The sequence below is a fragment of the Streptomyces sp. CCM_MD2014 genome (assembly GCF_000772045.1).
GTDB classification, from domain to species: domain Bacteria; phylum Actinomycetota; class Actinomycetes; order Streptomycetales; family Streptomycetaceae; genus Streptomyces; species Streptomyces salinarius.
In genome coordinates this window covers 3,755,170-3,773,559 of the sequence record NZ_CP009754.1, presented here as the reverse complement: position 1 = coordinate 3,773,559, position 18,390 = coordinate 3,755,170, and the positions used below count along the sequence as shown (strand labels likewise).

17 protein-coding genes are annotated in these 18,390 nt (G+C 72.1%); 13 read left to right on the top strand and 4 right to left on the bottom strand.

Annotated elements, in window-relative coordinates:
* Positions 1-39 precede the first annotated feature (39 nt).
* From NI25_RS16495 to NI25_RS16465, 8 genes are all read left to right on the top strand, one after another.
* Positions 40-498, top strand: a complete 459-nt coding sequence (locus tag NI25_RS16495) for an Lrp/AsnC family transcriptional regulator (RefSeq protein ID WP_003974456.1) — start codon at positions 40-42, stop codon at positions 496-498.
* A gap of 44 nt (positions 499-542) precedes the next feature.
* A complete protein-coding gene (gene mqnE / locus NI25_RS16490; RefSeq protein WP_061443180.1) occupies positions 543-1,706 on the top strand; it encodes an aminofutalosine synthase MqnE in 1,164 nt (387 codons plus the stop codon).
* 184 nt (positions 1,707-1,890) lie between these two features.
* Complete coding sequence (locus NI25_RS16485) at positions 1,891-2,529, top strand: UdgX family uracil-DNA binding protein (RefSeq protein ID WP_061443179.1); 639 nt, start codon at positions 1,891-1,893, stop codon at positions 2,527-2,529.
* Positions 2,530-2,545: 16 nt separating this feature from the next.
* Positions 2,546-3,070 carry a GNAT family N-acetyltransferase gene (locus NI25_RS16480; RefSeq protein WP_061443178.1) on the top strand — a complete coding sequence of 175 codons (525 nt, stop codon included), beginning with the start codon at positions 2,546-2,548 and terminating at the stop codon, positions 3,068-3,070.
* 94 nt (positions 3,071-3,164) lie between these two features.
* On the top strand, positions 3,165-3,464 hold the full coding sequence (locus NI25_RS16475) for a DUF4229 domain-containing protein (protein ID WP_061443177.1): 300 nt from the start codon (positions 3,165-3,167) through the stop codon (positions 3,462-3,464).
* A gap of 140 nt (positions 3,465-3,604) precedes the next feature.
* A complete protein-coding gene (locus NI25_RS40765; RefSeq protein WP_315978814.1) occupies positions 3,605-3,706 on the top strand; it encodes a putative leader peptide in 102 nt (33 codons plus the stop codon).
* Positions 3,707-3,779: 73 nt separating this feature from the next.
* Positions 3,780-5,102: a dicarboxylate/amino acid:cation symporter gene (locus tag NI25_RS16470; protein WP_061443176.1), complete on the top strand. Its 1,323-nt coding sequence runs from the start codon at positions 3,780-3,782 to the stop codon at positions 5,100-5,102.
* Positions 5,103-5,162: 60 nt separating this feature from the next.
* Positions 5,163-5,858: a TetR/AcrR family transcriptional regulator gene (locus tag NI25_RS16465; protein ID WP_061443175.1), complete on the top strand. Its 696-nt coding sequence runs from the start codon at positions 5,163-5,165 to the stop codon at positions 5,856-5,858.
* On the opposite strand, the gene NI25_RS16460 is transcribed toward NI25_RS16465, so the two are convergent.
* Positions 5,843-6,754, bottom strand: a complete 912-nt coding sequence (locus NI25_RS16460; protein ID WP_061443174.1) for a MaoC family dehydratase — start codon at positions 6,752-6,754, stop codon at positions 5,843-5,845. The genes NI25_RS16465 and NI25_RS16460 overlap by 16 nt on opposite strands.
* A complete protein-coding gene (locus NI25_RS16455; protein ID WP_061443173.1) occupies positions 6,754-8,046 on the bottom strand; it encodes a 3-oxoacyl-ACP reductase in 1,293 nt (430 codons plus the stop codon). Before NI25_RS16455 ends, NI25_RS16460 begins: the two co-directional genes overlap by 1 nt.
* A gap of 126 nt (positions 8,047-8,172) precedes the next feature.
* Between NI25_RS16455 and NI25_RS16450 the strand changes: the two genes are divergently transcribed.
* The gene (locus NI25_RS16450; RefSeq protein ID WP_061443172.1) at positions 8,173-9,459 is read left to right on the top strand and encodes an acetyl-CoA C-acetyltransferase; all 1,287 of its coding nucleotides are present in this window, start codon (positions 8,173-8,175) and stop codon (positions 9,457-9,459) included.
* Between the two features lie 259 nt (positions 9,460-9,718).
* On the top strand, positions 9,719-11,677 hold the full coding sequence (locus NI25_RS16445; protein ID WP_061443171.1) for an AMP-dependent synthetase/ligase: 1,959 nt from the start codon (positions 9,719-9,721) through the stop codon (positions 11,675-11,677).
* Here NI25_RS16445 and NI25_RS16440 read toward each other — a convergent pair.
* Together NI25_RS16440 and NI25_RS16435 are read right to left on the bottom strand one after the other, a co-directional pair.
* Complete coding sequence (locus NI25_RS16440; protein ID WP_061443170.1) at positions 11,661-12,305, bottom strand: class I SAM-dependent DNA methyltransferase; 645 nt, start codon at positions 12,303-12,305, stop codon at positions 11,661-11,663. The genes NI25_RS16445 and NI25_RS16440 overlap by 17 nt on opposite strands.
* 284 nt (positions 12,306-12,589) lie before the next feature.
* Positions 12,590-12,793: a cold-shock protein gene (locus NI25_RS16435; RefSeq protein ID WP_004984723.1), complete on the bottom strand. Its 204-nt coding sequence runs from the start codon at positions 12,791-12,793 to the stop codon at positions 12,590-12,592.
* A 292-nt stretch (positions 12,794-13,085) separates the two neighbouring features.
* Between NI25_RS16435 and NI25_RS16430 the strand changes: the two genes are divergently transcribed.
* From NI25_RS16430 to NI25_RS16420, 3 genes are all read left to right on the top strand, one after another.
* The gene (locus tag NI25_RS16430) at positions 13,086-13,934 is read left to right on the top strand and encodes a menaquinone biosynthetic enzyme MqnA/MqnD family protein (protein ID WP_061443169.1); all 849 of its coding nucleotides are present in this window, start codon (positions 13,086-13,088) and stop codon (positions 13,932-13,934) included.
* A 79-nt stretch (positions 13,935-14,013) separates the two neighbouring features.
* Entirely contained in the window at positions 14,014-15,831 is a 1,818-nt protein-coding gene (locus NI25_RS16425) for a serine/threonine-protein kinase (protein ID WP_061443168.1), read from the top strand.
* 144 nt (positions 15,832-15,975) lie between these two features.
* A complete protein-coding gene (locus NI25_RS16420; protein WP_061443167.1) occupies positions 15,976-18,282 on the top strand; it encodes a PQQ-binding-like beta-propeller repeat protein in 2,307 nt (768 codons plus the stop codon).
* Positions 18,283-18,390: the final 108 nt, after the last annotated feature.

The following is an 18,390-nucleotide window of genomic DNA, read 5'->3' as shown; positions in this document are numbered from 1 at the left end:
CCACATCTTCAGAATTCTTCAGTGGAAGGCTTCGATCGCATGGACGCGGTGGACAGGCAGCTCATCCAGGCCCTGAGGGAGAACGGCCGGGCCTCCTACGCCGAGCTGGGGCGCCTCGTCGGACTCTCGGGCCCCAGCGTCACCGACCGCATCAACCGGCTGGAGGCGGCCGGTGTCATCACCGGCTACCGGGCCACCGTCGACTCCGCCTCGCTCGGCCTCGGCGTCACCGCCCTGATCGGCGTCTCGCTCTCCGACGCCGCCGACCACGAGGACGTGGCCCAGCGCCTGAAGGAGCTGCGGGAGATCGAGGACTGCTGGTTCATCGCCGGCGACGACTCCTACATGCTCAAGGTGCGCGCCGCCGACGTCGACGGCCTGGAGAGCATCATCCGGCGGCTGTCGGGCACCAAGGGCGTGTCCCGGACCCGTACCACCATCGTTCTCTCCACCAAGTGGGAGAACCGGGTGGGTGAGCTGCCCGAAGAGGTCCAGTAACCGGGGCGTACGGTTGTCCCGTCTGTCTCAGAAAGAGGTATCGCATGGACGCCGGGCTCAAGCGCGAGCTGGAGCAGAAGGTCCGCTCCGGTGAGCGGCTGACCCGCGAGGACGGCATCGCGCTGTACGAGTCGGACGATCTCGCCTGGCTCGGCGGCCTCGCGCACGAGGTGCGGACGCGGAAGAACGGCGACGTCGTCCACTTCAACGTCAACCGCCACCTCAACATGACCAACGTGTGCACCGCCTCCTGCGCGTACTGCTCCTTCCAGCGCAAGCCGGGGGAGAAGGACGCCTACACGATGCGCATCGAGGAGGCGGTGAAGCTCGCCAAGGAAATGGAGGGCGAGAACCTCACCGAGCTGCACATCGTCAACGGCCTGCACCCCAACCTGCCGTGGCGCTACTACCCGCGCTCGCTGCGCGAACTGAAGGCCGCGCTGCCGGACGTCGCGCTCAAGGCCTTCACGGCGACCGAGATCCACCACTTCGAGACCATTTCCGGGATGTCCGCCTCCGACATCCTCGACGAACTGATCGACGCCGGTCTGGAGTCCCTCACCGGCGGCGGCGCGGAGATCTTCGACTGGGAGGTGCGGCAGCACATCGTCGACCACCGCACCCACTGGGAGGACTGGTCCCGCATCCACCGCCTGGCCCACGAGAAGGGCCTGAAGACCCCGTGCACCATGCTCTACGGCCACATCGAGGAGCCCCGCCACCGCGTGGACCACGTGCTGCGCCTGCGTGAGCTGCAGGACGAGACGGGCGGCTTCCAGGTCTTCATCCCGCTGCGCTACCAGCACGACTTCGTGGACATGAAGGACGGCAAGGTCCGGAACCGCCTCCAGGCGCGTACGCAGATGGCGACCGGCGCGGAGGCCCTGAAGACCTTCGCGGTCTCGCGCCTGCTCTTCGACAACGTGCCCCACGTGAAGGTCTTCTGGGTCATGCACGGCGTCCAGACGGCCCAGCTGGCCCTCCAGCACGGCGCGGACGACATGGACGGCTCGGTGGTCGAGTACAAGATCACCCACGACGCGGACGACTTCGGCACGCCGAACAAGCTGACGCGTCAGGATCTGCTGGACCTCATCCGCGACGCCGGGTTCCGGCCGGTGGAGCGGAACACGCGGTACGAGATCCTCCGGGAGTACGAGGGTCCCGACCCGGCGCGTCGGGAGTCGCCGCAGCCGATGCGGGTCTGACACGGGCGGTTCGGTTGTTCGCCGGGTGCGGGCCGGTGGGGGCCGTTCGCGCGGTTCCCCGCGCCCCTCGAGGTGCGTGCACTGCACGCGCCTGAAAAGGGGGGAGGGGAACCGCGCGACCAGCCACGGACCACCCGCACCCGGCATCGGATCCGAATCGTCCACGGCGGGTACCCGCACCCCCATGGCCACCGAGGACGACTACACGGCACGACCCTTCGTTCCCGCACACGGCGGCCTCCCCGCCCTGCGCAAGGCAGCCGCCGACTGCCGCGGCTGCCCCCTGCACCGCGACGCCACCCAGACCGTCTTCGGCGCCGGGAAGGCGACCGCCCGCCTCATGCTCGTCGGTGAGCAGCCCGGTGACCAGGAGGACCGCCGGGGCAAACCCTTCGTCGGCCCCGCCGGCAAGCTCCTCGACCGGGCGCTGACGGACGCCGGCATCGACCCGGCCGACGCCTACGTCACCAACGCCGTCAAGCACTTCAAGTTCACGCGGGCCGAACCCCGCAAACGCCGTATCCACAAGGCGCCCACCCTGCGCGAAACGACCGCCTGCGGTCCCTGGCTGGCCGCCGAGCTGGACCGGGTGGCGCCCGAGCTGATCGTGGTGCTGGGTGCCACGGCCGGCAAGGCGCTGCTCGGCTCGTCCTTCCGGGTCACACAGGTGCGCGGCACGGTGCTGGAGGAGGAGATCCACGGGCGTCCGGAACGGCTGGTGCCGACCGTGCACCCGTCGGCGGTGCTGCGGGCCGACGACCGGGACGGGGCCTACCGGGGACTCGTCTCAGACCTTGAAATCGCGGCACGGGAACTCGGGTAATAGCTACTATGGCCCCGTGTCCCTTACTTTCACCTTCGATCCGGCCGTCACCCCCGACCTCCGCGACGGCGTCCTCGACCTGTGGACCGACGTCACCAACGCCGGCGGCTCCGTGGGCTTCGTGCCGCCCGTGACCCGGGAGGACGTCCGGCCCGAGCTGGTCAAGCACATGGTGGGCATGGCCGAAGGGCGTACCCGTCTGCTCGTCGGTCACGACGAGGAGGGGCGGGTGGCCGCCACCGCGTTCCTCGCCCTCAACACGCACCGGCTGATGCGGCACTGGCTGTGGCTCTACACCGTCATGGTCCACCCGCGCCACCAGGGCCGCGGCTACGGCCGGGACCTGATGTCCGCCGCCGCGGACGCCGCCCGCTCCTGCGACGGCATCGAGGCGATACGGCTCACCTGCCGGGGCGGGCTCGGCCTGGAGCGGTTCTACGAGTCCTGCGGCTACAAGGAGGTCGGCCGGGTCCCCGGCGCGATCCGCGTCGCCCCGGGTGACGACCGGGACGACGTCTTCATGCTGCTGCCCCTGGGCTGACCGCTGCCCCGGTCCACCCCCCTGCAAGATCGACGGACCGGCATGTTTCACTGGACAGTGCCTCTTTGTGCCAGAAACGGAAGAGTGGATTGAGATGCTCCGCTACACGCTGATGCGCCTCGGGATCTTCGCAGGCTGCCTCGTGGTCGTCTGGGGGCTCGTCTACGCCGGAGTGTTCCCGCGCGGCCTCGGCGACTCCAACGGCATGTGGATCCTCCTGCTCTCCCTGGTGATCTCCGCCCCCATCAGCTACGTCGCGCTGCGCAAGGAGCGGGACCGGGCCTCGGAGCAGGTCGCCGGCCGCGTCACCCGCATGAAGGCCAACCTGGAGGTCAACCGCGGCCAGGAGGACATCGCCGACGACACGGCGCGGGCCCAGGGCCAGACCTCGTAACGTCCGTCACGCACTCGTACGCCCCGGCTTCCGAAAACAGCGGAAACCGGGGCACTTTGCGTTCTACGGGCGGGAGCTCGCTCCCACCTCTCAAAGTATGGCTTTGAGTGTCTCAAAGCACGGGTGTTAAAGTCGTGTGCATGAAGCAAGCAGCCGCGCCCACCACACCACAGCGCCTCGCGCTCGTGGCGCGCCTGCACGTGGACCTCTGCCGGAACGCGTCCGCGAACTGTCGCCCCTGACGTTCCCCCCTCATCCAGTCGTCCCCACGTCAGCTCAGCGCATCCCATCCCGCGTCCCGTCCCCCTACGGAGCATGTCCGTGTCTTCACCCACGTCTTTCGCGAAGTACCTCAAGGTGCCCTTCTGGGCCCAGATACTCGCCGGTCTCGTCCTCGGCGTCCTGCTGGGCTGGCTGGCCCGCAGCCAGGACATATCGTGGCTGGTCACCACCCTGGAGAAGGTCGGTGACACCTTCATCGGCCTGCTGAAGCTGGCCGTCGCCCCGCTGGTCTTCTTCGCGATCCTGGTCTCGATCACCAACCTGCGGAAGGTCAACAACGCGGCCCGCCTGGCGTCCCGCACCCTCCTCTGGTTCATGATCACGTCGCTGATCGCGGTGGCCATCGGCCTCGTCATCGGCCTGGTCACCAACCCCGGCGCCGGCACCGGTCTCACCCCGGCCGACGGCGCGAAGCCCGACCACACCGGGTCCTGGATCGACTTCCTGACCGGCATCGTGCCGACCGACGTCATCACGCCGTTCACCGAGCTGAACGTCTTGCAGATCGTCTTCATGGCCGCCGTCGCCGGCATCGCCGCCCTCCAGCTCGGCGAGAAGGCCCAGCCGATCCTCACCCTGAGCGAGTCCGTCCTCGAACTCCTCCAGAAGGCCCTGTGGTGGGTCATCCGCCTCGCCCCGCTCGGCACCGTCGGCCTCATCGGCAAGGCCATCGCCACCTACGGCTGGGACCTCATCGGCAAGTACGCCACCTTCACCGCCGACATCTACGTCGGCTGCGCCCTCGTGATGTTCGTGGTCTACCCGACGCTGCTCGCCACCGTCGCCAAGGCCAGCCCGCTCCAGTTCTTCAAGGGCGCCTGGCCCGCCATCCAGCTGGCCTTCGTCTCCCGCTCCTCGGTCGGCACCATGCCGCTCACCCAGAAGGTCACCGAGCGCCTCGGCGTGCCGAAGGAGTACGCGTCCTTCGCCGTGCCGTTCGGCGCGACGACCAAGATGGACGGCTGCGCCGCGGTCTACCCGGCGATCGCCGCGATCTTCGTCGCGCAGATCTTCGGCATCGACCTCGGGGTCGGCGACTACCTGCTGATCGCGTTCGTCTCGGTGGTCGGCTCCGCCGCCACGGCCGGCCTCACCGGCGCCACGGTCATGCTCACCCTGACCCTCTCCACCCTGGGCCTGCCCATGGAGGGCGTCGGCCTCCTCCTCGCCATCGACCCGATCCTGGACATGATGCGGACGGCCACGAACGTCGCCGGCCAGGCCCTCGTCCCGGTGATCGTCTCGGCCCGTGAGGGGCTGCTCGACCGCAAGGCGTACGACGAGGCGCACGCCTCGCCGATCGACGAGCCCGAGCGCGAGAAGCAGGACGCGGAGCCGGTTCCGGTCGCCGCCTGACCGTCCCGTCCCGGGCGTCGGCGTCCGGGACACCGCCGCACGGACCGTACGCTGATTCGCATGGGTGCAGGGAAGACCAAGCGGATGCCGCGTGCGGTCCGTGAGCAGCAGATGCTGGACGCCGCCGTGAGCGTCTTCGGCCGGCGCGGGTACATGGCGGCGTCGATGGACGAGATCGCCGAGCTGGCGGGCGTGTCCAAGCCGTTGGTGTACCTGTACCTGAACTCGAAGGACGACCTCTTCAGCGCCTGCATCAGCCGCGAGGCCCGCGCCCTCACCGAGGCGGTGCGGGCCGGCGTGCGTCCGGGGCTGTCGGCCGACGGACAACTCTGGTCGGGACTGCGGGCGTTCTTCACCCACACCGCGCGGCACCCGGACGCCTGGCGGGTGCTGCACCTGCACGCCCGTACGCACGGCGAGCGGTTCGCCGCCGAGGTCGCGGCGATGCGCGAGGAGATCGTCGCGTTCGTGACGCAGCTGATCGCCGCCGCGGCGCGGGACGCGCACCGGGACCCGCACCTGCCGGAGGGCGAGGTCGCCGGGCTGGCCGAGGCGCTGGTCGGCGCCGCCGAGTCGCTCGCCGACTGGGCGGGCGCCACCGAGGGCGTCACCGCCAAGCAGGCGGCGGCGACCCTGATGAACTTCGCCTGGGCCGGCCTGGGCGACCTGATGACCGGACGGCCCTGGTCCCCGCCGGAGGATTCCGAGCCGGTGCCGGATCCGGATGCCGAGCCCGCGGCTCAGGCCACCGGGTAGGGCCCGGCCTCGCCGGACAGGTGCAGCCGCCCGTCGCGGGCACCGCGCAGCTCGAACCGGCCGCCCGCGCCGCCACCCTCGTCGCCCTCGGCGCCGTAGGCCACCGTCCCCGGCAGCAGCACCGGGGCCCGGAACTCCGCCCGCACCACGGCCGCGTCCGGCGTCCCGTGCTCGGCGAGGCAGCGGGCCACGGTCCACATGCCGTGCGCGATGGCCCGGGGGAAGCCGAACAGGCGCGCGGTGAACGGGTGCAGGTGGATCGGGTTGCGGTCCCCGGACGCGGCGCCGTAGCGGCGTCCGACGTCACCGGCGAGCCGCCACTCGGCCCGGGCGGGGAGGGGCTCAGGCGGGCCGGGAGAGACTTCGGGCGGGGCCTCGGACGGGCGGGCGGCGGCAGCCGTGGCGGTCCGGTGCCGGGCCAGGTACGTGCTGCGGGACTCCCATACGACGTCCGTGCCGTCCCGCACCTCCGTGACCACCGACGCCTCGGTGCCGCGCCGGTGCGAGGCCAGCCCCTCGACGTACACGCAGAGTTCGTACTCCGCCGTCGCGGGCATCGCGGTCCGCCGGGTGATGGCGATCGAGGTGTGGACGAGCCCGAGCAGGGGCAGCGGGAAGTCCCGGCCGCTCATCAGGCGCATGGCCAGCGGGAAGCCCAGCACGTGCGGATACGTCACCGGAAGCGCGTCCGCGCCGGTCGCGAAGCCGCACACCCGCTCGTAAGCCGCCAGCCGCGCGAGGTCCACGCGCAGACCGGGCAGCACCAGCCGGGTGCGGGGGAAGCCCGCGTCCGGACGGGGGCGCTTCAGCGGGGACAGAAGGGCGCCTCGCGCGAGGAGCGGTGCGAGGGCGGGGACGCCGTTCAGGGTGCTGGTGGTCGGTGGCGCGGTCGTCATCAGGCCCCCAGCAGGCTCTGGCCGCAGACCCGTACGACCTGGCCGTTGACGGCGCCGGAGGCCGGGTGGGCGAGCCAGGCCGTGGTCTGGGCGACGTCGACGGGCAGGCCGCCCTGGGCGAGGGAGTTCATGCGGCGGCCGGCCTCGCGGATGAAGAGCGGGACCGCCGCCGTCATCCTGGTCTCGATGAATCCGGGCGCCACCGCGTTCACCGTCACCCCGTGCTCGGCGAGCGCGCGTGGCGCGAGCGAGCGGACCAGGCCGACGACGCCCGCCTTGCTCGCGCCGTAGTTGGTCTGGCCCGCGTTGCCCGCGAGCCCGGCGATGGAGGCCGTCGCCACGATTCGGCCGCCCCGGTTGACGGCGCCCGCCGCGAGCAGCGCGTCCGTGGTGCGCAGGACGCTCGCGAGGTTGACGTCGAGCACGGAACTCCAGCGTTCGGCGGGCATGTTGACCAGGCGCCGGTCGCGGGTGACGCCCGCGTTGTGGATGAGGACGTCGAGGCCGCCGGGCAGCGCGGCGGCGATGCGCTCGCCCGCGTCCGCGGCGGTGATGTCGAGCGCTAGGGCGGTGCCGCCGAGGCGTTCGGCGGCCCGGCGTGCCGCGTCCTCGGCCTGCGGTACGTCGAGGACGACGACCTGGGCGCCCTGCCCGGCCAGCGTCTCGGCGACCGCGGCGCCGATGCCCCGGGCGGCGCCGGTGACCAGGGCGGTACGCCCCGCGAGCGGCAGGTCCCAGTCGTCGGGTTCCACGCCCGCGCCGGACGTCCCGACCTCGATCACCTGGCCGCTGACGTAGGCGGAGGCGGGGGAGAGGAGGAAGCGCAGGGTGGACTCGGCCGGGGCGGCGTCGGTGAGCCGTACGAGGTTGACCGTCCTGCCCCGGCCGATCTCCTTGCCGAGCGAGCGGGTGAAGCCCTCCAACGCCTGCTGCACGGCGGCCTGGTGATGGTCGGCGGCGTCGAGCGGGGCGCCGAGCACGACCACGCGTCCGCTCGCGGCGACGGACCGTACGACGGGGTGCAGGGCGGCGTGCACCTCGGCGAGGGCGTCGACGTCCCGGACGCCGGTGGCGTCGAGGACGACGGCGGCGGGGCGGCCGTCGTCGTCGGCGGCGAGGCCCGTGCGGGCCAGGACCGGCGCGAGGCCGAGGTCCGACTTGCCGGCCGTGAGGTGGAGCAGGCCGCCGTCGAACGCGTCGCGCCGCAGCGGGGCGGGCTGCGGCAGTCCCAGTCTGCGGGTGAGGAATCGGCCGGGCGCGGTGCCGGTGAAGCTGAGATAGCGGTCGGCCATGTCTGTCTCCCAGGCGGCTGCGACGTGTCCAGAGGGCGGCGGTCGGGCTCGCGGCGCACACAACTGCTTACTCTGGAGTAAGGTTACCGGAGGTAAGCCTATGTCACGGGTGAGGAGCAGGTCGAGATGAGCCCTCTGGCAGCGCAGCCCACGCGCCGCGTCGCGGTCCTCGGCGGCGCACGCGTCCCCTTCGCCCGCTCCGACGGGCCGTACGCCACCGCCTCCAACCAGGAGATGCTGACCGCGGCCCTGAACGGACTGGTCGAGCGGCACGGACTCCAGGAGCCCGGCTCGGTCGGCGAGTTCGTGGCCGGCGCGGTCCTCAAGCACAGCCGCGACTTCAACCTCGCCCGCGAGACGGTCCTCGGCTCGGCCCTCGACCCGCGCACCCCCGCCTACGACATCCAGCAGGCCTGCGGCACCGGCCTCCAGGCCGTGATCGCGGCCGCCAACAAGATCGCCCTCGGCCAGACCGAGTCGGCGATCGCGGGCGGCGCCGACACCGCGAGCGACGCCCCGCTCGGTGTCAACGACCGCCTGCGCCGCATCCTGCTCGAGGCCCGCCGGGCCAAGTCCACCGGCGGCAGACTGAAGGCGCTGGCGAAGGTCCGCCCGGGTCACCTGGTCCCCGACATCCCGCGCAACGCCGAGCCGCGCACCGGCCTGTCGATGGGCGAGCACGCCGCGGTCACCGCACGCCGGTGGGGCATCACCCGTGAGGAACAGGACGCGCTGGCCGCGACCAGCCACCAACGGCTGGCGGCCGCCTACGAACGCGGCTTCTTCCGGGACCTGGTGATCCCCTTCCGCGGCCTGGCCCGCGACCAGAACCTGCGCCCCGGCTCGACGGTGGAGAAACTGGCCGCGCTGAAGCCCGTGTTCGGTCTCGACGCCCCCGGCCCCACGATGACGGCGGGCAACTCCACGCCCCTGACGGACGGCGCCGCGACGGTACTGCTCGCGAGCGAGGAGTGGGCCGAGGCCCGGGGCGTCGAACCCCTCGCGTACCTCACGGCGTACGAGACGGCGGCCGTGGACTTCGCGGGCGGGGACGTGGCCGGCGGGGAGGACGGACTGCTGATGGCCCCGGCGTACGCGGTCCCGAGGATGCTGGAGCGGGCCGGGCTCGGGATCGGGGACTTCGACCTGGTCGAGATCCACGAGGCGTTCGCGTCCCAGGTGCTGGCCACGCTGGCCGCCTGGGAGCAGCGGGGCCTGGAGCCGGTGGACCGGGCCCGCCTGAACGTGGCGGGCTCCTCCCTCGCCACCGGCCACCCCTTCGCCGCCACCGGCGCCCGGATCGTGGCGACCCTGGCCACGCTGCTCGCCGAGCGGGAAGGCCCGGGGCGCGGCCTGATCTCCGTCTGCGCGGCGGGCGGTCAGGGCGTGACGGCGATATTGGAACGAACGTGACTTACCCTCAGGTAACCCCCAACACTGCACACGCCCGGCGCGGGAAGATCGTGAAACGCGCACCAAGTCCCCACGTGAGCACCGTACGATCCCGGAACTGACCGCCGGTAACCCCTGTCCACGGGACCGGCGATGAACGCCTCGGCGCGCGAGGCACGTACCTCATGCAGCAGAGCGGCGACCGCGGAAGCAGTGACCGCGCAAGCAGCGACCGCAGAAGCAGAAGCCGTGGCTTTGCCGCACGTCCCAGGAGCCGCCCGTGTCCACCCCGCTTCCCTCCTTCGCCGCGTCCGCCGCCTACGCCGACTCGCCCGGCCCCACCCTGGTGGCGCCCGAGACGCGGACGCTGGACGGGGCCGTAAGGGAGGCGTACGTACCGCCCTTCGCGCCCCCGGTGCGCCGCGGGTCCCTCGCCGACCTGCCCTTCGACAACGCGGCGGCGGTCCCGGGTCAGGTCGTCCTCAGCCGCCGCTCGCCGGACGGCGACTGGTCCGAGGTGACGGCGGCCGAGTTCGCCGGGCAGGTGCTGGCGGTGGCCAAGGGCATGATCGCCGAGGGTCTGACGCCGGGCGACCGCATCGCGATCATGGCGCGGACGACGTACGAGTGGACCCTGCTGGACTTCGCCGCGTGGGCGGCCGGCCTGGTCACCGTCCCGATCTACCCGACCTCCTCCCTCTTCCAGACCCGCTGGATCCTCCAGGACTCCGGCGCCGTCACCCTGGTCACCGAGACCACCGCGCAGGCCGCCGCCCTCGGCCCCGAGCTGGACCGCATCCCCGACCTGGGGCACCTGTGGGTCATGGAGAAGGGGCACGTGGAGCGGCTCGCGGAGCTGGGCGCACGGGTGCCGGACGCTGAGGTGGAGGTGCGCCGCGGCATGCTGAGCCCGAGCACCCTGGCCACCCTGATCTACACCTCGGGGACGACCGGCCGCCCCAAGGGCTGCGCGCTCACCCACGGCAACTTCTTCGCCGAGGTCGACAACGCGATCGAGCTGCTCTACCCCGTCTTCAAGGCGGAGACCGGCGAGGAGCCCTCGATCCTGCTCTTCCTTCCGATGTCCCACGTCTTCGGCCGCATGGTCGCCGTGGCCTGCGTCCGCGCCCGGGTCCGCCTCGGCCACGCACCGAGCCTGAAGCCGGAGGACCTGCTCCCCGACCTGGCCGCCTTCCGCCCGACCTGCCTGTTGACCATCCCGTACATGCTGGAGAAGGTCTTCAACAGCGCCCGCGCCAAGGCCGAGTCCGGCGGCCGGGCCACGGTCTTCGACCGCGCCGTCTCGGTGGCGGTGCGCTACGGCGAGGCCAAGGAGGCCCGCCAGAGCGGCACCGGCGGCGGCCCCGGCCGCGGTCTGAAGACCTCCCGCTCCTTCTACGACCCCCTCGTCTACCGCAAGATCCGCAACGCCATGGGCGGCCGGGTCAAGTACGCCATCTGCGGCGGCTCCCCGCTCGGCCGCCGCCTGGCCGCCTTCTACGCCGGGGCCGGCATCGAGATCTTCGAGGGCTACGGCCTCACCGAGACCACGGCCGCGGCCACCGTCACCCCGCCGCTCAAGCCGCGCCTCGGCACCGTCGGCTGGCCCCTGCCCGGCACCCGCGTCCGCATCGCCGCCGACGGCGAGATCCTCGTCGCCGGCGAGCAGGTCCTCCACGGCTACTGGGACCCGCAGGCGGGCGGCGTCGTCCCGGCCGCCCCCGACGGCTGGTTCGCCACCGGGGACATCGGCAGCCTGGACGACGAGGGGTACCTGACGATCACCGGCCGCAAGAAGGAGCTGCTGATCACCGCGGGCGGCAAGAGCGTCGCCCCGGCCCCGCTGGAGAACTGGCTGCGTTCCCACCCCCTGGTCTCCCAGTGCATCGTGCTGGGCGACCGCCGTCCCTACGTCTCCGCCCTGTTCACCCTCGACCCCGACGGCCTCACCCACTGGCGACGCATGAACGGCAAGCACCCGGTGCCGCCGGAGCTGCTGGTGGACGACGAGGAGGTCCACGCCGTCCTCCAGCGCGCGGTCGACGAGGCCAACAAGCTGGTCTCCCGCCCGGAGTCCATCCGCCGCTTCGCGATCCTGCCCAGGGACTTCACCGAGTGGGAGGGCCATCTGACCCCCTCCATGAAACTGCGCCGCGACGTGATCATGCGGGACTTCGCGGGGGCGGTGGAGGGGCTGTACGAGGGGCGGGACGGCCGGGGGATCAGCGGCGGGCGATGAGGCAGGCCTGCGGGACCCGTGAGGACGCGCCCGCCTCCTGAAGGCGCACCGTCCGGGACAGCACGGTGAAGCCGGCCTGCTCCAGCAGCCGAGCCATCGGCTCGGGCTGCCGCCGTTCGAAGCCCAGGGCGACCGGGTGCCCCCAGGGCCGGTCGTGGTGGAGGGGCTCGTCGCCGACCTGGAAGCCGAGCAGCAGGTGCCCGCCCGGGGCCAGCACGCGCCCGATCTCCGCGAAGAGGCCGGGCAGCCGCTCCCACGGAGTGTGGATCGACGAGTACCAGGAGACGGCCCCCGCGAGAGCGCCGTCGGGCAGGTCCAGCTCCAGCATGGACCCCTGCTCGAACCGCAGGCCCGGATTCTCCCGGTGCGCGATCGCGAGCATCGACGCGGACAGGTCGAGGCCGAAGACCCTGAGCCCCAGCGAGGCGAGGTGCGCGGTGACCAGCCCGGGCCCGCAGCCGAGGTCGGCCACCTCCCCCTCCGGTCCCACCAGCTCGGCGAAGGCGCCCATCAGCGCCCGGTCCAGTGGGGAGTCGTCGAGCGCGGTGCGGAAGCGGGCGTGGTAGTCCTCGGCGACGGCGTCGTAGAAGGTCCGGGTGGTGGCCACGAAGGCGGGGTCGATGGTCATGGGCGGACCCTAGTGGCGGCCACTGACACAGCCGCTGGCAGCCGCCGACGCAACCACTGGCGCTCACCGCCACAACCACTGGGAGGCACCGCCACAACCACTGGGAGGCACCGCCACAGCCACTGGGGCACCGCCACAACCACTGGCAGGCACCACCACAACCACTGGCGGCCACTGACACAGCGATGGCCAGCCCGGCTCCGGCGGGAAATTCACGGAGAATTCAGAAAGGGCAGGAGCCCCGTCACCGAAACGGCGCGGGGCTCCTTGGGTACTGCTGTCAATCAGACAGGAGTGACATTCTCCGCCTGCGGACCCTTGGGGCCCTGCGTGACGTCGAAGGACACCTGCTGGTTCTCCTCGAGGGACCGGAAGCCGGTCGCGTTGATCGCGGAGTAGTGGACGAAGACGTCGGGGCCGCCGCCTTCCTGGGCGATGAAACCAAAGCCCTTTTCGGCGTTGAACCACTTCACGGTTCCGGTAGCCATAAGCCCTCCTTGGGCTCAAAGGGTTGCCCTGCTCCAGAACCAGCAAGTGTGAAGACTGTGAATGCCGCACAACTGCATACGTCTAGGAACGACGAGAGCCCGCGGTCACATGCTCCGCAGGCTCTGTACTGCAAGGGAAACCAAACTGCAACTTGCTGTGAGCCTAGCACGCAGGGACCCCGGCGCAACAGAGGTCAAGATCACTTCACCCGAACGTTTGAACCCCTGCGCCGTTCGGCTGACGCCGGGGGTCGGCGACCGACGGATCCGGGGGGAGGGCTAGCCTCGCGATGTGGACAATTCTCGCACCCGGCCGCGCGTCGGCCACATCCAGTTCCTGAACTGCCTGCCCCTCTACTGGGGGCTCGCGAGAACAGGCACGCTTCTCGACTTCGAGCTGACGAAGGACACCCCGGAGAAGCTCAGCGAGCAGCTGGTGCGCGGTGATCTCGACATCGGTCCCGTCACCCTGGTCGAATTCCTGAAGAACGCCGACGACCTCGTCGCGCTTCCCGACATCGCCGTCGGCTGCGACGGCCCGGTGATGTCGTGCGTGATCGTCTCGCAGGTCCCGCTGGAGCGCCTCGACGGCGCCCGGGTCGCCCTGGGCTCGACCTCGCGCACCTCCGTACGGCTGGCCCAGCTCCTCCTGGCGGAACGGTTCGGCGTCCAGCCGGACTACTACACCTGCCCGCCGGACCTGAGCCTGATGATGCAGGAGGCCGACGCGGCCGTCCTCATCGGGGACGCGGCCCTGCGCGCCAACATGATCGACGGACCGCGCTACGGCCTCGACGTGCACGATCTGGGCGCCCTGTGGAAGGAGTGGACGGGCCTGCCGTTCGTCTTCGCGGTCTGGGCGGCCCGGCGGGACTACGTGGAGCGCGAGCCGGTCATCGCCCGCAAGGTGCACGAGGCGTTCCTCGCCTCCCGGGACCTCTCCCTGGAAGAGGTGGAGAAGGTCGCGGAGCAGGCCGCCCGCTGGGAGGCCTTCGACGAGGACACCCTCGCGAAGTACTTCACCACGCTCGACTTCCGCTTCGGCGGCCCGCAGCTGGAGGCGGTCACCGAGTTCGCCCGCCGCGTCGGCCCCACCACGGGCTTCCCGGCGGACGTGAAGGTCGAGCTGCTCCAGCCCTGACACGCCCGGGTTACCCGGCCCGGGCGGCCCACTACCCTGCTGGCAGGTACCGGCCGGCGTACGGGGGAGGGGTGGCGCCATGCGGCCGCTCGACGACGACGAACCCACCGTCGTGGGGCCCTACCGGCTGCTGGGCCGGCTGGGCTCCGGCGGCATGGGCCGGGTCTACCTGGGCCGCAGCGCCGGGGGCCGCACGGTCGCGGTGAAGATCGTGCACCCGCACTTCGCGCTGGACGAGGAGTTCCGGGCCCGGTTCCGGCGCGAGGTGGATGCCGCGCGGCGGGTCGGCGGCGCCTGGACCGCGCCGGTACTGGACGCGGACCCCGAGGCGCGCGTGCCGTGGGTCGCCACGGCGTACGCGGCCGGTCCCTCCCTCACGGCGGCCGTCGCGGACGGCGGCCCGCTGCCCGCCCACTCGGTACGAGCGCTCGGCGCCGGCCTCGGCGAGGCGCTGGCGGCGGTGCACGGCCTGGGCCTCGTCCACCGCGACGTCAAGCCCTCCAACGTCCTCCTCACCCTCGACGGCCCCCTCCTGATCGACTTCGGCATCGCCCGCGCCACGGACGGGACGGCCTCGCTCACCTCCACCGGCGTGTCGATCGGCTCCCCCGGCTACATGTCGCCCGAGCAGATCCTCGGCAAGGGCGTGACGGGGGCGGCGGACGTCTTCTCACTGGGCGCGGTACTGGCGTACGCGGCGACGGGGCAGCCACCCTTCCCCGGGGACTCCTCGGCCGCGCTGCTCTACAAGGTCGTCCACGAGGAGCCCCGGCTGGACGGCCTCGACGGCCTCGCCGGTCCCGACGGAGACCTGCGCGAGGTGGTCGCGTCCTGCCTGGCCAAGGACCCGTCCGCCCGCCCGGCCCCCGGGGAGGTGGCCCGCCGCCTGGCCCCCGAGGGCGCGGCCAGCCTGGTGACCGGCGGCTGGCTGCCGGGGGCGCTGGTGGAGCGGGTCAGCCGCAGCGCCGTACAGCTGCTGAACCTGGAGGCGGCGGCGTCGGGGGCGGGGGCGGGCGCGGGGGAGCCCGGGGCATCGGGACCCGTGGGCTTCAGCCGCCCGTCGATCACGGCGGCTGGCGGGACCGCGGCGGAGGCGTCCCCGGGGCCGGTGGGCGGCGGGACCGGGCCGGGGGACTCCCCGGGGCCGGTGGGCGACGGGCCAGGGACGGACGCCTCCCCCGGAACCTTCGGTCCCCCGCCGGTGATGCCGACGCCCGCCCCGCCTTCCTTCGCGTCGCCTGGGCCCGTGCCCTCGCCCTCGCCCTCGTCCGTCCCCGGCCCGAGGGATCCCGAGCCCGGCGCCGACCCGGGCCCGACGCACCCTCCGGGCAGGCTCGCCCTCTCCGTCGCGGCGACCTCCACGCAGGGCGCCGGCGGACGGGGCCGACGGCTCAGCTGCACGGTGGCGCTCGCGGTGGCGGGCGCGCTGGCGGCGGTGACGGTCGGGACGGTGTTCGTCCTGGACCTGCTGCCGGGCCCGGGCGGCGACGCGAGCAACGCGGGCGGCGACGACGGCTCCCACGAACCGCCCGCCGCCACCGCCGGCACCCTGCCCGGGCGTTACCTCGGCACCTGGGAGGGCCAGGCTGCCGCCCTGAACGGCAAACTGCCGCTGGGCACCTTCCGCATCACCATCGAGCAGGCCGACGTCGGGGAGGAACTGGGCAGGCTCCGCCAGACCGACGCGCTGGGCGGCGTCTGCGTCGACGTGATCACCCTCAAGAAGGTCACGGAGAAGCAGATCGTCGCCGCTTCCGTCGGCGCCGAGGGCAACCACGACGGCTGCAACCCCGCGCCCACCACCGTCACCTTCACCCCGGTCGGCGACGACCTCGACTACGCGTCGAAGAGCGAGGAGTCGGGGCGCCCGAAGGCACGGCTGTCGAAGGTCAGGTAGCGGGTCGGGGCCCCGCCCACCCACTGCCTCGCCGCGACAAGCCCCTGCGATGTCTCCACCCCCTACTTACTACTGTGTCTGCGACACGAACATCCGGCCATGGGATGACTGTTCGTCAAGGTTTCGCGACGGGGAAGGCCCGCTATGGAGACACTGCAATCGGACGATCCGCAGGAGCTGGGCAGTTACCGCCTCCTGCGAAGGCTTGGCGCCGGTGGAATGGGCCGCGTCTACCTCGCCCGATCGCCTGGTGGCCGTACCGTCGCGGTCAAGGTGGTCCGTCCCGATCTCGCGGCGGACCACGACTTCCGCGAGCGCTTCCGGCACGAGGTCGAGATCGCGAAGGCGGTCTCCGGTCGGTTCACCGCCCCCGTCGTGGATGCCGACCCGGACGCGCCTCTGCCGTGGCTTGCCACGTCGTACGTCCTCGGCCCCGATCTGACCGACGTGGTCGGGGCTCACGGGGCGTTGCCCGAGCGCACGGTACGCGCGTTGGCCGCCGGTCTGGCCGCCGCCCTGCAGGACATTCACGCGGCAGGCCTGATGCACCGGGATCTCAAGCCTTCCAACGTCCTGCTGGCCGCCGACGGACCTCGGCTCATCGACTTCGGCATCGCACGGGCGGTGGACGGCAGCCGCATGACCCAGACGGGAGTGGTGGTCGGCTCGCCCGGTTACATGTCGCCGGAGCAAGCGATGGGCAAGGACGTCGGTGTCGCGGGCGATGTCTTCTCCCTCGGCTCCGTACTCGCGTTCGCGGCCACCGGGCGGGGTGCCTTCGGCGACGGCACGACCTCCCACGCGGGGCTCCTCTACCAGGTCGTGCACGGAGAAGCCGACCTGACGGGCGTGCCCCCGTCCTTGCTGGGGCTCGTCCGCGCCTGCCTGATGAAGGACCCGACCCAGCGTCCGGCGCCAGGTGAGATCGTCGCCGCGTTGGCCGGGCAGGGCATCGACGCCGCCCTCCACGACTGGCTGCCGTCGGCCGTGGCCTCGACCATCGCGACCCACGCCGCAGGGATCCTGGACCTGGAGGCACCCGAGACGCCGCGAACCGTTCCCCAGTCACAGGAGCGGGCGACAACGGGATTCGGCCCGGCACCCACCATGCTCGACGGCTCGCCGTCGACCGGAACGACCGGTCATGGCCCGGCGCCCGGCGGGACCCCGGTACCCGCGTACGGGACGCCCCTGCCCGGCACCGTCCGACTCGGCGAGGCCCCACCATCCGCTCCTGCCCGGTCCCGTCGTCGGGTACTCGGCATGGCCGTGGGAGGCGCGGCAGCCGTTGCGGTGGTCGGCGGCGGCGTCGCGTGGGCCCTCACCTCCGGCGACGGGTCCGAGGACGCGACGGGGGCTTCGGGCAGCCGTGCTGAGGCCGAGCCGGTGGAGGAGAATTTCACGACACCGCCCGCCGGGGTGGCCCCGCAGCCGCTGTGGCACGAGTCGGCCGAGGAGGACAGCACCAGTCCGCGCGTACCACTCCTTACCCACGAAGGACTGCTCCTGATCAGCGGCGACCCGCTCGTGGCCTACGACGTCCGGACCGGCAAGGCCCGCTGGACCAAGGCGGGCATCTGCCGACCCGGAGCCCAACTCCTCTTTCACGACGGCAAGGTGTTCCTCGCCGACGGCGACTACGAGGGTGCCCTGGTCGCCTACGACGTCAAGACCGGCGATGAGGCCTGGCGCAGCCGCCTCGGCAAGCAGTTGTCCGTCGAGGACACGATCGCCATCGACGACAAGAACGTCTACGTCACTGCGACCGACCACGGTCAGGCGAAGAGCGCCACCGAGTACCGTACGGCCGTCGCGGCCGTCAGCCACACCACGGGAAAGACGGCGTGGGTCGAGCACCGGGACTGGGGCACGAAGGACTACGACGTCCAGGGCACCGCCTCGGGCAAGTACCTGGTCTACGCCGACTCCAACCTCAACCTCACCGTCCGGGACACCGCCACCGGCGGTCAGGTGTGGACCAGGAAGATCGGTGACGAGTGGTCCTGGCAGCCCACGGTCGCGAACGGCCTGGTCTTCCTCCCGGGCGATGAACTCACGGCCGTCGACGTGGAGAAGGGCACGACGGTCTGGACACTCGACCCTGCCGGACGACGCGGCTTCGACAACCCAACGGTCGCCGACGGCGTGCTCTACGTCAGCGACCACGACGACGGCGTGTGGGCCGTCAACGTCAAGACCGGCAAGCGGAAGTGGCTCTGCGACGAACTGGACGTCGACGGCCCGGAGTCGTTCCGCCGCGTGGGTTCGACCCTCTATGGAGCAACCGGCGCCGTCGACGGCGGCATCGTCGCCCTGGAGACACGCACGGGCAAGCTCCGCTGGACGTACACCGACAGCAAGGCCGCCGGCGAGCCGTGGCAGGTCGCCCTCGCGGGCAACCGACTTCTGGCGACGCACGGCCACGAGATCTACGCGCTCCCGGCGGTGTAGCGAGGACGACGGGCCGCAGCGGCGCTTCGCCCCCTGCGGCCCGTGTGGGCACGGGAGGGGTGCTCGTCTTGGGATCCGCGGGGGGCGCGGTGCGCGGTGTGCGGGACG

Bases quoted from the DNA above. Each gene is read 5' to 3' on its own strand.
- NI25_RS16440 (WP_061443170.1), bottom strand. From the start codon at position 12,305: ATGACCATCGACCCCGCCTTCGTGGCCACCACCCGGACCTTCTACGAC.
- mqnE (WP_061443180.1), top strand. From the start codon at position 543: ATGGACGCCGGGCTCAAGCGCGAGCTGGAGCAGAAGGTCCGCTCCGGT.
- NI25_RS16435 (WP_004984723.1), bottom strand. From the start codon at position 12,793: ATGGCTACCGGAACCGTGAAGTGGTTCAACGCCGAAAAGGGCTTTGGT.
- NI25_RS16485 (WP_061443179.1), top strand. From the start codon at position 1,891: ATGGCCACCGAGGACGACTACACGGCACGACCCTTCGTTCCCGCACAC.
- NI25_RS16420 (WP_061443167.1), top strand. From the start codon at position 15,976: ATGGAGACACTGCAATCGGACGATCCGCAGGAGCTGGGCAGTTACCGC.
- NI25_RS16460 (WP_061443174.1), bottom strand. From the start codon at position 6,754: ATGACGACCGCGCCACCGACCACCAGCACCCTGAACGGCGTCCCCGCC.
- NI25_RS16455 (WP_061443173.1), bottom strand. From the start codon at position 8,046: ATGGCCGACCGCTATCTCAGCTTCACCGGCACCGCGCCCGGCCGATTC.
- NI25_RS16495 (WP_003974456.1), top strand. From the start codon at position 40: ATGGACGCGGTGGACAGGCAGCTCATCCAGGCCCTGAGGGAGAACGGC.
- NI25_RS16465 (WP_061443175.1), top strand. From the start codon at position 5,163: ATGGGTGCAGGGAAGACCAAGCGGATGCCGCGTGCGGTCCGTGAGCAG.
- NI25_RS40765 (WP_315978814.1), top strand. From the start codon at position 3,605: ATGAAGCAAGCAGCCGCGCCCACCACACCACAGCGCCTCGCGCTCGTG.
- NI25_RS16470 (WP_061443176.1), top strand. From the start codon at position 3,780: ATGTCCGTGTCTTCACCCACGTCTTTCGCGAAGTACCTCAAGGTGCCC.
- NI25_RS16475 (WP_061443177.1), top strand. From the start codon at position 3,165: ATGCTCCGCTACACGCTGATGCGCCTCGGGATCTTCGCAGGCTGCCTC.
- NI25_RS16425 (WP_061443168.1), top strand. From the start codon at position 14,014: ATGCGGCCGCTCGACGACGACGAACCCACCGTCGTGGGGCCCTACCGG.
- NI25_RS16450 (WP_061443172.1), top strand. From the start codon at position 8,173: ATGAGCCCTCTGGCAGCGCAGCCCACGCGCCGCGTCGCGGTCCTCGGC.